Annotated in this window: 12 protein-coding genes; 3 read left to right on the plus strand and 9 right to left on the minus strand. The window is 51.2% G+C overall.

What is annotated here, in order from left to right; all coding sequences use genetic code 11:
- The first annotated feature begins 56 nt into the window (after positions 1-56).
- Positions 57-2,009 carry a transglycosylase SLT domain-containing protein gene (locus K1Y77_RS10360; protein WP_264428328.1) on the plus strand — a complete coding sequence of 651 codons (1,953 nt, stop codon included), beginning with the start codon at positions 57-59 and terminating at the stop codon, positions 2,007-2,009.
- Between the two features lie 32 nt (positions 2,010-2,041).
- On the opposite strand, the gene K1Y77_RS10365 is transcribed toward K1Y77_RS10360, so the two are convergent.
- The gene (locus K1Y77_RS10365; protein WP_030072233.1) at positions 2,042-2,698 is read right to left on the minus strand and encodes a LysE family translocator; all 657 of its coding nucleotides are present in this window, start codon (positions 2,696-2,698) and stop codon (positions 2,042-2,044) included.
- Positions 2,699-2,834: 136 nt separating this feature from the next.
- Here K1Y77_RS10365 and K1Y77_RS10370 point away from each other — a divergent pair, with 136 nt between their 5' ends.
- Entirely contained in the window at positions 2,835-3,038 is a 204-nt protein-coding gene (locus tag K1Y77_RS10370; RefSeq protein ID WP_009721950.1) for a cold-shock protein, read from the plus strand.
- A gap of 88 nt (positions 3,039-3,126) precedes the next feature.
- Here the strand turns inward: K1Y77_RS10370 and K1Y77_RS10375 are convergent, their stop codons facing one another.
- The 4 genes from K1Y77_RS10375 to K1Y77_RS10390 form a co-directional block, all read right to left on the minus strand.
- Complete coding sequence (locus tag K1Y77_RS10375; RefSeq protein ID WP_264428332.1) at positions 3,127-3,861, minus strand: hypothetical protein; 735 nt, start codon at positions 3,859-3,861, stop codon at positions 3,127-3,129.
- A gap of 38 nt (positions 3,862-3,899) precedes the next feature.
- Positions 3,900-4,859, minus strand: coding sequence for a lipid kinase YegS (yegS, locus tag K1Y77_RS10380; protein ID WP_030072228.1), 960 nt, complete (start codon positions 4,857-4,859; stop codon positions 3,900-3,902).
- A gap of 39 nt (positions 4,860-4,898) precedes the next feature.
- Positions 4,899-7,529 (minus strand): aminopeptidase N, encoded by a 2,631-nt coding sequence (pepN, locus tag K1Y77_RS10385; protein WP_264428334.1) that lies wholly within the window; start codon positions 7,527-7,529, stop codon positions 4,899-4,901.
- 83 nt (positions 7,530-7,612) lie between these two features.
- Positions 7,613-8,098 carry a YajQ family cyclic di-GMP-binding protein gene (locus K1Y77_RS10390; RefSeq protein ID WP_030072225.1) on the minus strand — a complete coding sequence of 162 codons (486 nt, stop codon included), beginning with the start codon at positions 8,096-8,098 and terminating at the stop codon, positions 7,613-7,615.
- Between the two features lie 223 nt (positions 8,099-8,321).
- Here K1Y77_RS10390 and cobO point away from each other — a divergent pair, with 223 nt between their 5' ends.
- Entirely contained in the window at positions 8,322-8,921 is a 600-nt protein-coding gene (gene cobO / locus K1Y77_RS10395; RefSeq protein ID WP_264428336.1) for a cob(I)yrinic acid a,c-diamide adenosyltransferase, read from the plus strand.
- Positions 8,922-9,061: 140 nt separating this feature from the next.
- On the opposite strand, the gene K1Y77_RS10400 is transcribed toward cobO, so the two are convergent.
- The 4 genes from K1Y77_RS10400 to hflK form a co-directional block, all read right to left on the minus strand.
- Positions 9,062-10,357, minus strand: a complete 1,296-nt coding sequence (locus tag K1Y77_RS10400; RefSeq protein WP_030072221.1) for an adenylosuccinate synthase — start codon at positions 10,355-10,357, stop codon at positions 9,062-9,064.
- Positions 10,357-11,550: an ATP phosphoribosyltransferase regulatory subunit gene (locus K1Y77_RS10405; RefSeq protein ID WP_264428338.1), complete on the minus strand. Its 1,194-nt coding sequence runs from the start codon at positions 11,548-11,550 to the stop codon at positions 10,357-10,359. The genes K1Y77_RS10400 and K1Y77_RS10405 overlap by 1 nt, the downstream gene beginning before the upstream one ends.
- A 195-nt stretch (positions 11,551-11,745) precedes the next feature.
- A complete protein-coding gene (gene hflC / locus K1Y77_RS10410) occupies positions 11,746-12,630 on the minus strand; it encodes a protease modulator HflC (RefSeq protein ID WP_030072217.1) in 885 nt (294 codons plus the stop codon).
- A complete protein-coding gene (hflK, locus tag K1Y77_RS10415) occupies positions 12,631-13,890 on the minus strand; it encodes an FtsH protease activity modulator HflK (protein ID WP_030072215.1) in 1,260 nt (419 codons plus the stop codon). It abuts the gene before it with no gap.
- Positions 13,891-13,943: the final 53 nt, after the last annotated feature.

The following is a 13,943-nucleotide window of genomic DNA, read 5'->3' on the forward strand; positions in this document are numbered from 1 at the left end:
AGTACAGTCCTAGCAATATAGCAACTAGACATCATTAGCGAGCAAGAGGGAGTGCCATGCAAGCTTCGCCATTTCGATTAACGTTTCGCAGCCTATGCGCGGCGGTGCTTATCGGTTTACCCACTGCCTCCTGGGCAACCTCAGACGCAGCGATGCGCGAGGCACTTGAAGCTGCACGCCAACAGCAGTGGCAACAAATAGATAATCGCGCCATTGAGGGGCACATCCTCAGTGGCTACATTGACTACCACCGCCTGCGTAACCAGTTGCCTAACGCTGATCCTAGCCAAGTGCTTCAGTTTATCGAGCGCCATGCTGACTCACCGTTATCAGAATGGATGCGTGGCCAAGCGATAGCAAAGTATGGTTATGCGGGCCGTTTTGGCGACTTACTTGCCGTTGCTGACGGCGTTCCTGCGGGTACTGCTCGTCAGTGTTACTACTACACTGCTCTACTGGATAGAGCGCCTACAGAAGCTCGTGAAGCGGGGCTTGAGCTGTGGCGCGTGGGTAGCTCCCAGCCGGATGCCTGCGACCCTCTGTTTAATCGCCTTCGTGCAGAGGGCACCATTGATGCCACGGCAATTTGGGAGCGTAAAATGCTTGCTTGGCAGGCGGGCGAAGAGCGCTTAAGCAGCTATTTAGGCGGGTTACTGAGCGGTCAGTGGCAAACAGCCTTGAATACCGCTGAAACTGTCAAAAACTCATCAAGCGCACTTGCCTCAGCGCCTACCTGCCTTGGCCCTGAATGCGCTGCTACGGGAGCATTTTATAAAGCTGCCATGCAGCGCTACACGCGAGAAAACACACCTGCCGCCTACTCCGCCTGGCAAGCTATTGGGCCACGCCTCAACCTAACCCATAGTGATCGCCAAGCGATCGAAGAAGAACTTGCGTTTTATGCACTCGTGCGTAGCGTTCCAGGCACCCTTTCCTGGGTTGACAGCGTTTTGCCCTCGCTAAACAGCGAACGCGTATTGGAGTTGCGCGTTCGCGACGCGCTGGCCAAAAAACAGTGGACAGATGTCGTCCACTGGATTACCGAAATGCCTAACAGTCAGCAAGAAAGTAGCCGTTGGCAATATTGGCTAGCAAGGGCCAATGAGCAACTAGGCAATCGTGAAGCAGCATTAGCGCGTTACCAGCAAGCAGCCACAGACCGTAGTTTTTATGGTTTTGCGGCTGCTGAAAAGCTCAATCAACCCTACCAGCTCAACTTAGAACGCAACCATTTTGACGAAGCAACCAGAGCACAAACGGCGCGCCTGCCGGCGGTTCAGCGCACCGAAGCGCTCCTACGTATTGGGGAAGATGGGCTAGCCAATAGCGAGTGGCTCTACGCTGCACAAAATGCCACGCCTTATCAGGCCCGAGCACTCGCTGATTACGCCGCTCATCAGCAGTGGCATGCACGCCTCGTGCAAACCACGATTGCGGCGGAAATGTGGGATGCACTGGACTGGCGTTTTCCAGCAGCGTATCGCGACAGCTTCCTGCATTGGGGCCGCATCACCGGCGTTGACCCTTATTTATTGATGGCCATCACTCGTCGTGAAAGTGCTTACAACCCAGTCGCGCTCTCGCCTGCGGGTGCACGAGGATTAATGCAGTTAATGCCAGGGACTGCTAGCCAAGTTAGTCGTCAGCTTGGGATTAATGACCCAGGTCCTTACGGCGTTTTAGAACCAGAACTTAATATTCGCTTAGGAAGTACCTACCTGCGTGACAAGTTGGAACGTTATCGAGGTAACCGATTAGCTGCCACCGCTGCTTATAACGCAGGGCCAGGCCGAGTAGATCAATGGCTGGGCAACAACAGCATGGAGTCATTTGACCTATTTGTAGAAAGCATTCCGTTCCGGGAAACCCGAGATTACGTACAGGCAGTGTTGAGCTATCGGGTTATTTTCGAAAGTTTGGCAAATGGTGGCAACAGCGAAGGTGTCTCGCTGCTTAGTGAGAGTGAGCAAGCCGTTCGCTATGACCGGGCACTGCTGGTAAGCCGATAGACTCGCCTATCTTCCACTGATACAGCGCCCAGTTATACCGGGCGCTGCTCTAACGCCAAACGAACGCCAAACACCACCAGCACCACGCCTGTTGCGGCATTGAGCGTTTGTGCAAAACGTGCACTAGCCAACCATTTACTTGCTCCCCCCACCATTAGTACCACGCTAATTTGCCAGATATTGGCAATCACGAAATGAATCCCTGCTAACCATAACGATTTCAGCAGCGCAGGGTCAGTCGGTGAAATAAATTGGGGTAAAAATGCCATATAAAACACAACGGTTTTGGGGTTCAGTATATTGGAAAGCAATCCTTCTTTGATGGGCTGCCAAAACGAAACGGGTGAGCAGCTTGTCATTACGCCCCGAACAGGTAAGGGGGTACCGCGGCGCGCCGCCAGCAGGCTGGAGATGCCTAGCCAAATCAGGTAAGCCGCCCCCACTAGTTTAAGCATATGAAATGCCCAGGCCGATTGCAGCAGTATCAACGAGATACCCAACGCAGAAATAGTCGCGTGGACGAATAACCCACAGCAAATAGCAAGACTGGTTGCAATACCATCTCGAACACCTCCACGAGCAGTATTGCGAATAACTAATAACGTATCGACCCCTGGACTAATGGATAGCAGCGTTATTGCCACCAGAAAAGGGACAAACTGTGCATCAATAAAGCTGATTTCCATCATAAGAATAAGCCCACCAAACGTTTAAAAAATCTTAAGCCCACAGCTGGACGTCTCAATTATTTACTTCTAAAGTGATTTTGGCAGGCATTTACTACGAATGCTCGCTCAATCATTAAGCATGTTAAGGATATGGACGATGGCGACTGGTACTGTCAAGTGGTTTAACGAGACTAAAGGTTACGGCTTCATCTCTCCTGATGACGGCGGTGACGATCTGTTTGCCCACTTCTCCGAAATTCAAGCTGAAGGCTTCAAGACCCTGCAAGACGGTCAAAAAGTCAGCTTTGAAGTAACTCAGGGTAAAAAAGGCCTTCAGGCTTCTAACATTCGTCCGGTCTAATACCAGAGGAATACAACAAGGCCCGCTCAAAAGCGGGCCTTATTTGTCTTTACTGATGATGTCTGTCTTTACTGGTGATATAAGCACATTATTCCTGAACGCGCTCAGCTGCTTGCTCCTCACCCGCACTGTTCATACTCTCACTTACCGGCCGTTCACGCTCTAGGGCCTCAAACTGCTCTTCTAAACGCTTTTGCGCTTCTTCAAAACGACGCTCAGTGTCTTCGATCAGCGCATCTACGTCGGTGGCTTCTAAATTATCATCTAACTCAGACGTACCAGGTAAGCTGGACTCCGTTTCCCAACTTGGGGTGGGAGCGTCGCCATCCATTGGTTCCAAGGCCGGTGTTTGCTGCTCTACTTCTTTAAACTGCTCATCTAAGCGACGCTGAGCTTCTTCAAAGCGACGTTCGGTTTCAGCAATAACATCATCGACATCTGAACGTGTGGTTTCACCAGGCATGGCACTGGCTTCATCGAGTGCATCTTCTGGATCAGCTGCAAGCGTATCTTCACCTGCTTCCATATCATCATTATTGGGCGAAACTGAGGTTTCCGATGCATTATTTTCGTCATCTCTCAGTGCCTCCGCTTCTTCTAACTCCTCTGCCGCTTGGCGCGCTTCAATATCATCTTCGGTATCCTCAGTACTAGCCGCGTCATCCGCCGCTTCGCTGCCGTCTTCAGATGATGCCTGTTGAGCATCAACGTCGCTACTAGAGGTGTTCTCTTCATTTACAGCGGTATCTTCCTGGGTGTCGCCGCAGGCGCTTAGCAGAAGCGCGAGACTGGCCAGTAGCGGCATCCAAAAGCGATTTCCCATTGGATTTTCTCCTTAATAGCGATTCATATAATACATAATTAGTGGCGATCATTAGCCGTCAGTAGCAAACACCCTTCTGGCAACAGCACCTTTAGGGCAAGCGGCACTACTTCGACGCAAAAGCGTTCATAACGACGCGCCTCTCCATCTAAGGTTAACGGCCAAGGCTCATCATCTGGCTGGGTCGTTACAGATAGCTGGTTGGCGGTAAAGTAGCGCACAAAGCGCCCTTCAGATGGGAATTGCTGCAGCTCATTTAACAAGGTTGGCAGTTCGGCCGCCGATGAAAAATCCTTGACTAGCAGCACATCGAAACGACCATCGTCGAGCTTGGCTCTTGGCGCTAATACTTGCCCACCACCCGACTGACGCCCATTACCTAGTGCAAGAAGTAAAAGGGAGGCTTCTTGCTGCTGATCACCCCAAGACAACGTGCCGCGATAGCTTCGGTGCCGCCAAGCTTTTAGCGCTCCCATCAAGGAATAGGCACCTCCACCCAACATGCGCTTCAGCGTTTTGGGAGTCGATGACGTTATTTCAGCGCCAAAACCACCGGTCAACATATTGATATAATAGCTGATGGCTTCTTCAGTAGCTGATTGAGCGGTTATTCTGACCACATCTATCGGCGAGGATGACAAACGCCCGGCGGCTTCGAGCGCTGGCCCTGGCTCTAACGGCAAGCCAAGAGAAGTAGCAAAATCATTGGCACTGCCTAACGGCACAATGCCTAGTGCAGGACGGCGATCATGGGCGATCCGCATTAGCCCGTTCACCACTTCATTAACGGTTCCATCGCCGCCACAGGCAATCACCCGCGTAGCGCCCAGCTCGACCGACTGGGCAGCAAAGTCAGCGGCGTCGCCCCCTTCCCAAGTCGAACGTACGGTAATCGGCATCCCTGCCTTACGCTGCTGCTCAACAGCGTCACGCAGCGCCGGGTTACCGGCAGACTTACCGTTAATAATCAGTAAATAGTGCTGCTGTATCTCTGTCACCGGCGCCTTCCCTCTCCATGGTTTATTCACTGGTATATCTTATGCCAGCGCTTTCTCAACAACTTCAAACACATTAGACGATAGCGGCTCTTGCTTAATACGTACAAGTTCATCACGCATTAACTGTTGCCGCTCTTCGTCAAAACGCTGCCACCGTGTCAATGGTGTTACTAGACGTGCAGCTATTTCAGGGTTTAAACGATTTAGCTCGATAACCACATCAGCTAACAGTGCGTATCCCTTACCGTCTAAGCGATGGAAATTAACCCGATTTTGGGCAAATGCGCCTATCAGCGCGCGCACTTTATTAGGATTCTTGATTGAAAATGCGGGATGCTGCATTAAATACTGAACACGATCGAGAACATCAGACTGCGGGCGTGAAACCTGTATGGTAAACCACTGATCCATAACCAGCGGATCGTGTGCCCATTTTTCGCCAAATGCTTTCAATGCAGGAGACGCTATGTCATCACGGTCGCTATGCACCAACAACGTCAGCGCATGGCGAACATCGGTCATGTTATGTTCCGCAGCAAACTGCGTTTCACAAAACGCAATGCCCTCTTCGTCCTCAATCGCCATTAAATAGGTTAAGGCGATATTTTTGAGGCTACGCTGGGCAATCTGTTCAGGCGTTGGCGCATAAGGCTCATCGCTTTGATTCGCTTTATACACGGCGACAAATTCATCACGAAGCGCAACCGCCAAGGACTGTCGCACAAATTCGCGAGCGGCATGGATCGCATCCACATCAACGATGGGTTGCTGCTCGGCGATGTAAGCTTCAGAGGGTAGCGTTAGCATTTCAGCAAGCACCGCTTTATCGCTCATAGCACCGGTAAGCAGCGTTCTAAATGCTTCAACAACGCGAGTATCCATGACCTTTTCAACACCATTACGGTGCGCAGCGATCAGATCATCTAGCGCCAGCATGGCAAGCCGCTGTCCCGCATCCCAACGGTTAAAGCCATCGCTATCATGAGTCAGTAAAAACGCAAGATCTTCACGTGAGTAAGGGAAATGCAGTTTTACAGGTGCCGAAAAATCGCGTAGCAGTGAAGGAACCGGTGCTTCAGCAACGTCAGTAAAGACAAACGTTTGCTCATCGCCAGTGAGATGAATTACAGCATCTTTGCCCAGCTTTTCACCTGACAACGTTAATGTCAGGTCCTGACCTGACTTGGTACCCACTAGCCCCATACGCACAGGAATATGTAGTGGCAGTTTTTCTGGCTGCCCAGGGGTGGCGGGGGTACGCTGGCGCAGAGTGAGATGATACTCCGCATGAGCGTAATCGTACTCGCCGTGCGCATCGATTTCAGGGGTGCCTGCCTGGGAGTACCAACGCATAAATTGGTTAAGATCCGCGCCAGATACTTCGGCCATACAGCCCACAAAGTCTTCTATGGTGACTGCCTGCCCATCAAAACGCTCAAAATAAAGATCTGAGCCGCGACGGAAGTCTTCCCAACCCAGTAAATTACGCAGCATACGCACAACCTCTGCCCCTTTTTCATAAATCGTCAGGGTGTAGAAGTTGGTAATTTCAATAAAGTGGTCTGGCCGGATAGGATGTGCCGTTGGCCCTGCATCTTCGGCAAACTGGGCCGTGCGGAAAAACGAGACATCTTGAATGCGTTTAACGGGAGCTGAATTAGTATCGGCGGAAAAACACTGGTCACGAAAGACCGTAAAACCCTCTTTTAAAGAGAGCTGGAACCAATCGCGACAAGTCACTCGATTGCCCGACCAGTTATGGAAGTATTCATGGGCAACAATCCCCTCCACATTTTGGAAGGTGGCGTCGGTGGCGGTATTGGGATGGGTTAGTACTGCGGCGGAATTAAATATATTAAGTCCTTTATTTTCCATTGCCCCCATATTGAAGTCATTCACCGCCACAATCATAAACAGGTCAAGATCGTATTCACGCCCATAAACCTGTTCGTCCCACGCCATGGCACGCTTGAGAGAGGCCATAGCATGCTCGGTTTTGTCTAGGTTTTCTTGCTCAACCCACAACTGTAGCGTCACATTGCGGCCGCTCACAGTTTCAAAAGAGTCTTCCACCTTATGCAGATTACCGGCGACCAACGCGAACAGATAGCAAGGTTTCGGGTGCGGGTCTTCCCATATCGCAAAGTGGCGGCCATTTTCTAATTCACCTTGGTTAATAGGGTTACCATTAGCGAGCAGCACTGGCTCACTGGTGGCATTGCCAATCACCGTTACTTTAAAGGTGGCCATCACATCAGGACGATCGGGGTAGTAAGTAATTCTCCGAAAGCCTTCTGCTTCGCATTGGGTGCAATACATGCCGTTAGATTGGTATAGCCCTTCCAGTGCCGTGTTGCTGCTGGGAGCAATTTCCACCTCACTCTCCAGCATGAAAGCCTCTGGCACATCTGCTATGTGCAGCACCTCATCTGTTAGCTGATACGCAGCATCAGGCAAAGGGTTACCATCAATAGCGACTGATATTAGCGTCAGTTGTTCACCGTTAAGTACTAGCGGCGCCTGTGAATCAGCACTGGGATGACGCTCTATATGCAGGCGTGCTTTCACGCGGGTTGCTGCAGGGTCAAGATCAAACGTCAGCTCGGTATGGGTAACTTGGTAGGCGGGCGGCTGGTAGTCGCTTAAATAAACCGGCTGCGGATCAGACATAGTGCGTGACTCCTGTAAGCTTATAAATTATTTGATGGGCAGCGTCTAATGCTGCTCCATCGCCTTACTATCTAACGTGGTAATTAATCACGGAAGTTATCGAACTGTAGCGGTAATTCAGGCCCCTCTTCGCCACGTAAAAGCGCCATCACGCTCTGTAAATCGTCGCGTTTTTTACCCGTAACGCGTACTTTTTCACCCTGAATTTGAGCCTGTACCTTTAGCTTACTGGCTTTGATACGCTTAACCACATCTTTGGCTTCAGCTTGGTCGAGCCCCTGCTTAAGGATGATTTCCTGACGAGCCTTCACTCCAGATAACACTGGGTCTTGAATATCCATACAGCGGGCATCAATACCACGGGCGATTAGGCGGTTACGCAATACGTCGATCATTTGCTGAAGCTGAAAATCCACCTGCGCTTCAAGCTGAACCTTTTCACCCTCGAGGGTAAAGCTGGCATCGACGCCTTTAAAATCAAAACGTGTTTGCACTTCACGGTTTGCCTGATCGACAGCGTTGGACGCTTCGTGCTGATCAAACTCTGACACAATATCAAATGAGGGCATGGCAATTTTCCTGGTAAGACATGACCCACTATTCTAGAGCAGCTAGACCCCAACCGGCCAATTCTCTTAAATAATGTGACTCATCAACTCCAATATCGACACCCAAAAGCTTAACAATACCTCTCAATAACTATACAAACCTTATCTTTGGCAATGTTAAATTGACGCTGGATGAATTACCCTAACCGCCACTGAATTAATCACTTGCCAATGGGTACATACCATGAGCGATCGCGATGCACGTCACAAAGCGTCGATGGAAAAACTGAAAGCCCGAGTTGACGAGAAAGTTGCCAACGCCACTGAACAACGTGGGCTGTTATTGATAAACACGGGAAATGGCAAAGGCAAGACCACCGCCGCGTGGGGCACTGTCACCCGCTCGCTTGGCTATGGGTATAAGGTTGGTGTCGTGCAGTTTATTAAGGGGCTGTGGGAGTGCGGGGAACGCAACCGACTTGAAGATGATACCAACCTAAGCGTTGCCATTATGGCAACAGGCTTTACCTGGGACACTCAAAACCGCGAGGCAGATACCCAAGCTTGCCAAAAAGTGTGGCAAGAGGCTGAAAAAATGCTCGCTGATCCAGACACGTATTTAGTGGTACTAGATGAAATTACCTACATGTTGAAATTTGGCTACTTAGATATTGATACAGTTAAACAAGCATTGATCAACCGCCCACAGGAACAAACAGTAATTATTACCGGACGCAATGCACATCGAGATTTAGTAGCAATGGCCGACACAGTGACAGAAATGCAAGAAGTACGTCACGCTTTCAACAATGGCTTACAGGCTCGTCGTGGTATCGATTTTTAGTTTTAATATGCTTGCTTTAAAGAACTTGCTTTAAAGAACTTGCTTTAAAGAAAAAGGGGCGATCTAATCGCCCCTTTTTCAATCACTTAATAGCTTCAGCCACTAACCATCACACTAATTAGTCGTGGAATACTACTGGTTTAGCCATCAAACGGGTTACGCAAAACAATTGTCTCCACGCGGTCAGGGCCGGTTGAGATAATGTCGATGCTGGTGCCCACCTGCTCTTCTAAGAAGCTAATATAAGAACGAGCGTTTGCTGGCAGGTCTTCAACCCGCTTAGCGCCCAAGGTGGACTCTTTCCAGCCTGGCAGATCATGGTAAAGCGGCTCGACGGCTTCATAGCCTTCTGAATCAACTGGATTATCCAAAACATCGCCATCTTTGCTGCGATAGCCTACACAGACGCGGATATTTTCCAGTCCATCCAACACATCAAGCTTGGTTAAGCAGATACCAGAGACTGAATTGATCTGTACAGCATGGCGTAACGCTACGGCGTCAAACCAGCCACAACGGCGCGGGCGACCAGTGGTTGCTCCAAACTCATGCCCACGCTCGGCTAAATGACGGCCATGGTCGTCAAAAAGCTCGGTTGGGAAGGGGCCGGAACCAACACGAGTGGTGTAAGCTTTGGTGATACCTAGTACGTAGTCTAGGTAAAGCGGGCCCACGCCTGAGCCGGTAGCCGTACCACCTGCCGTGGTATTGGAACTGGTAACGTAGGGGTAGGTACCATGATCAATATCCAACAGCGAACCTTGAGCACCTTCAAACAGAATATTCTCTCCGGCTTTACGAAGATCGTGCACCATACTAACGGTGTCTGTGACCATAGGCCGTAGCTCTTCGGCCATCTGCATAGCAGTGTCCAACACTTCCTGGAAGTCTACCGCTGGCTCACCGTGATAGTTCACCAATACAAAGTTGTGGTAGTCCAACACCTCACCAAGCTTCGAGGCAAAACGCTCACGGTGAAGCATATCGCCTAAGCGCAGACCACGACGGGCTACTTTATCTTCGTAAGCAGGTCCGATCCCACGACCAGTCGTGCCAATTTTAGCAATGCCGCGAGCCTTTTCACGTGCTTGATCTAAACGCACATGGTAGGGCAGGATTAACGGGCAAGCAGGCGACAAACGCAGGCGCTCGCGTACCGGCACGCCCTTCTCTTCAAGCTCGCGAATCTCTTTGATCAGCGCTTCAGGCGATAACACAACGCCATTACCGATCACACAGGTTTTACCTGGGCGCAGCACACCGGACGGAATCAGGTGAAGAACCGTTTTCTCACCGTCAATCACCAGCGTGTGGCCAGCATTATGACCGCCTTGAAAGCGCACCACCGCTGAGGCTGACTCGGTGAGCAGGTCAACAATCTTGCCTTTGCCTTCATCACCCCATTGGGTACCCAGGACTACGACATTCTTACCCATTATGCACTCGTCTCTTGTGTCAGGGCCGTTGTCTGCCAACGACCGTCAATAAACTCAAGACGGCGGTCACAATTGTGCTCCGCCGGCCCAGTACGCTGCCCAGGCAGCGCTTGAATCACGCGTTCACCCTGCTCACGCAGCGTGGCAATGGCAGCGTTAAGCGACTCTTCTTCTTGGGCAGGCGCCCAAATAGCACCCTGACGGGGTGAAGCTGAGGCCAGCGATGCCAGTTGTTTTAAATCCATGGAGAAACCAGTCGCCGGACGCGCACGGCCAAAAGCACGACCAGTGTCATCATAGCGTCCGCCTTTAGCTAGTGCATGACCATAGCCGGGCACATAGGCGGCAAACATCATGCCAGTGTGATATTGATAACCGCGCAGCTCTGCCAAATCAAAATAGAGCGAAACATTAAAACGCGCCAACACGCCTTTATAAAGCGCTTCCAACTGATCAAGTGCCGCCATTACCGGCGCTGGGGCACCAGCAAAACGGTCTCGAGCTTGCCTTAACACGCTCGCATCACCATGCAGTTCACCAAGCGCTATTAGCATATCTGCCAAGGCTGGGTCGCTGACGCTCCGGCGAACCAGCTCAGCTAATTGGCCGGGCGACTTAAGCGCTAACGCTTCAAACAGCGCACGCTCTTGCTCATCGCTGAGCGCAGCCGCCTCAACAAGGCTACGATAAATGCCAATATGGCCCAGCGCCAAATGAATTTCATCAGCGCCGGCGGCTTTTAAGCTGGCCAGAGCCAAATGAATAATTTCACCGTCAGCCTCTAAACCTGCGTGACCAAACAGTTCGACACCCACCTGCACAGGACTTCGACCGCCCTGGTGCTGGTCGGCTTTAGCACGAAGAACGTTTGTGCAGTAGCACAACCGAACGGGCCCTTGGCGCTTTAGCGAGTGAGCGTCCATACGCGCTACCTGTGGGGTCACATCGGCAGATGCACCCATCATTCGGCCCGTGAGCTGGTCAGTTAATTTAAAGGTCTGAAGATCTAGATCGGTACCGGTACCCGTAAGCAAGGAGTCCAAAAACTCCACCGGCGGTGGCATTACTTGGTCGTAGCCCCAGCAATGGTAGAGATCAAGCAGCGCGCGGCGCAGCTCTTCCATGCGGCTTGCCTGAGGCGGCAGCACCTCATCCATGCCGTCGGGCAATAGCCAGCGGTCAGCGATGGTCATGTGAACAATCCTGCGAGACAATGAAGGCCCAAACGCAGCTACCTTATGACGCGTTTTAGGCGTTCATAGACAAGCGCTAGCGAAATAAGGGCCACAAAAAAACCGGGCGACGCCCGGTTAATTAAGTCTATCACGTTTGTGCGCCAGATAAACCCCGCTGAGATTGCATAACCTAGCGGGGCTAAACGCACATAATTACTCAGCGTTGCCAGGGGCTGCACTGCGTAGATAGCGGAAGAAATCACTATCTGGTTCCAGCACCAACAGGTTGTTATCGCCTGCGAAGCTTTCACGGTATGCGTTCAAGCTGCGCCAGAAGGCGAAGAATTCCTGATCCTGTCCATAGGCCTGGGAGAAAATCGCTGCCGCTTCTGCATCACCTTCACCACGCAATGTTTCAGAACGCTCATTAGCCTGGGCAAGCAGTACTTGACGGCGACGATCAGCATTAGCACGAATACGCTCAGCCTCTTCCTGCCCCTGAGCGCGCCACTCCCGAGCTTCACGTTCACGCTCAGAACGCATCCGCTCGAATACCGCTGCCGATACATCTTCTGGTAAGTCGATACGCTTGATACGAATGTCACGAATTGCAACACCCAGCTCATCGCGCATCAGCTCATCAAGCTCAGCAGTTGGTCCTGTCATCAGGTCATCGCGGCGCTCAGCGATAATTTCCTGAAGATTCAAGCGACCAAACTCGTTACGTAAGCTTTCATCTACACGCGGTTGAATTAGGCGAATCGCCATTAATTCGTCACCCGCAGTGGCCTCGTAGTAACGCGTGGGGTTAATCACCTGCCACTTAACGTAGGAGTCCACAATAACCGCTTTCTGCTCAAGCGTTAGATAGCGGCTAGTATCAGTGTCAAGCGTCAGCAAACGCGTATCAAATTTACGAATCGTTTGAGCGATTGGGATTTTAACATGCAGCCCTGGCTGAATGTTCTCCTCAATGACTTCACCAAAGCGTAGCTTTACGGCGCGCTGAGTCTCATCGACTACATACAAGCTATTACTAGCCAGCCAAGCCACAGCGGCCAAGCCACCTACGATTAGCAGGGATCGATTATTAATCATTTAGCGGCCCTCCCTGCGGATAGGATTACTGGATGACGAGGATGAAGAACTACCTTGGTTTCCCCGCAATGAGTCCAACACCCGCGGATCGATTGATTCACCGCTACTGCCCGTATTGGAAGAAGCGTTATCGCTACCCGAGCTTTCGCCACGCATTTGGTCCAGTGGCAAATACATCAAAGGAGCATTTTCACTTACATCCAGCAATACTTTGGGCGTTTTTCCAAAGACATCTTCAATCGCATCTAGGTACATACGCTCACGCATGATGTCAGGCGCATTGCGATACTCGGTTAGCAATGCGGTAAAGCGGTTAGCTTGACCTTGCGCTTCAGCGACAACCGACTCCCGATAACCTTGGCCCTGCTCAACGACACGCTGCGCTTGACCTTGTGCCGCAGGAATAATGGCATTGGCGTAAGCCATCCCTTCGTTGATCGTACGCTGACGATCTTCACGTGCACGAATAACATCATCGAACGCATCAATAACGGGCGCAGGCGCTGACGTGGACTCAATGTTAATTGTCTGCAAACGAATACCAGCACCGTAAGCATCCAGATAAGATTGAAGTCGGCTTGCCACAGAACTACCCAGAATCTCACGCCCAGAGGTCAAGATATCGATCATATCCGTACCGCCGACAACGTGACGCAAAGCAGAGTCCAATGCATTTTCGATGGAAAGCGCTGGATCACGCACGTTTAATACGAAGTCACGAGGATTAGCCACCTGGTACTGCGCAGAAATTTCCACTTCAACGATGTTTTCATCTCGCGTCAGCATTGACTGCGTTTGAGAAACTGACCGCACGCGGGTCACGTTTACCATACGCACATCATCGATCAGTGGTGGGTTCCACTGTAGACCAGGATCTACGATGCCCTGATACTCGCCGAAGCGTAGCACAACACCACGCTCGGACTGATCGACTAAGTAGAAACCAGAAGCGGCCCAAATAGCCAAGGCAACAATGACCAGTAGACCAGGAAGCGCAAGAGAATTACGAGGCTTACCGCCACCGCTCTTACCACTCCCGTTACCGCCACTGCCTTTCTTGCCACTACCACCTAGCATTCCGTTTAGCTTGTCTTGGAATTTTTTTAGTGCCTCGTCAAGGTCGGGAGGACCTTGATTGTTGCCACCATTATTACCTCCACCATTATTGCCGCCGCGGTCACCGCCGTTATTACTGCCACGTCGGCCACCACCACTCCAGGGGTCGTGCTGGTTGCCACCACCAGGCTCATTCCAGGCCATACGTCTTCTCCACTAAGGTGTTCACCTGCACTTAGCCTTACGGTTAGCAAGGC

Origin of the sequence: Halomonas qaidamensis, from assembly GCF_025917315.1 — a bacterium.
Lineage (GTDB): Bacteria > Pseudomonadota > Gammaproteobacteria > Pseudomonadales > Halomonadaceae > Vreelandella > Vreelandella qaidamensis.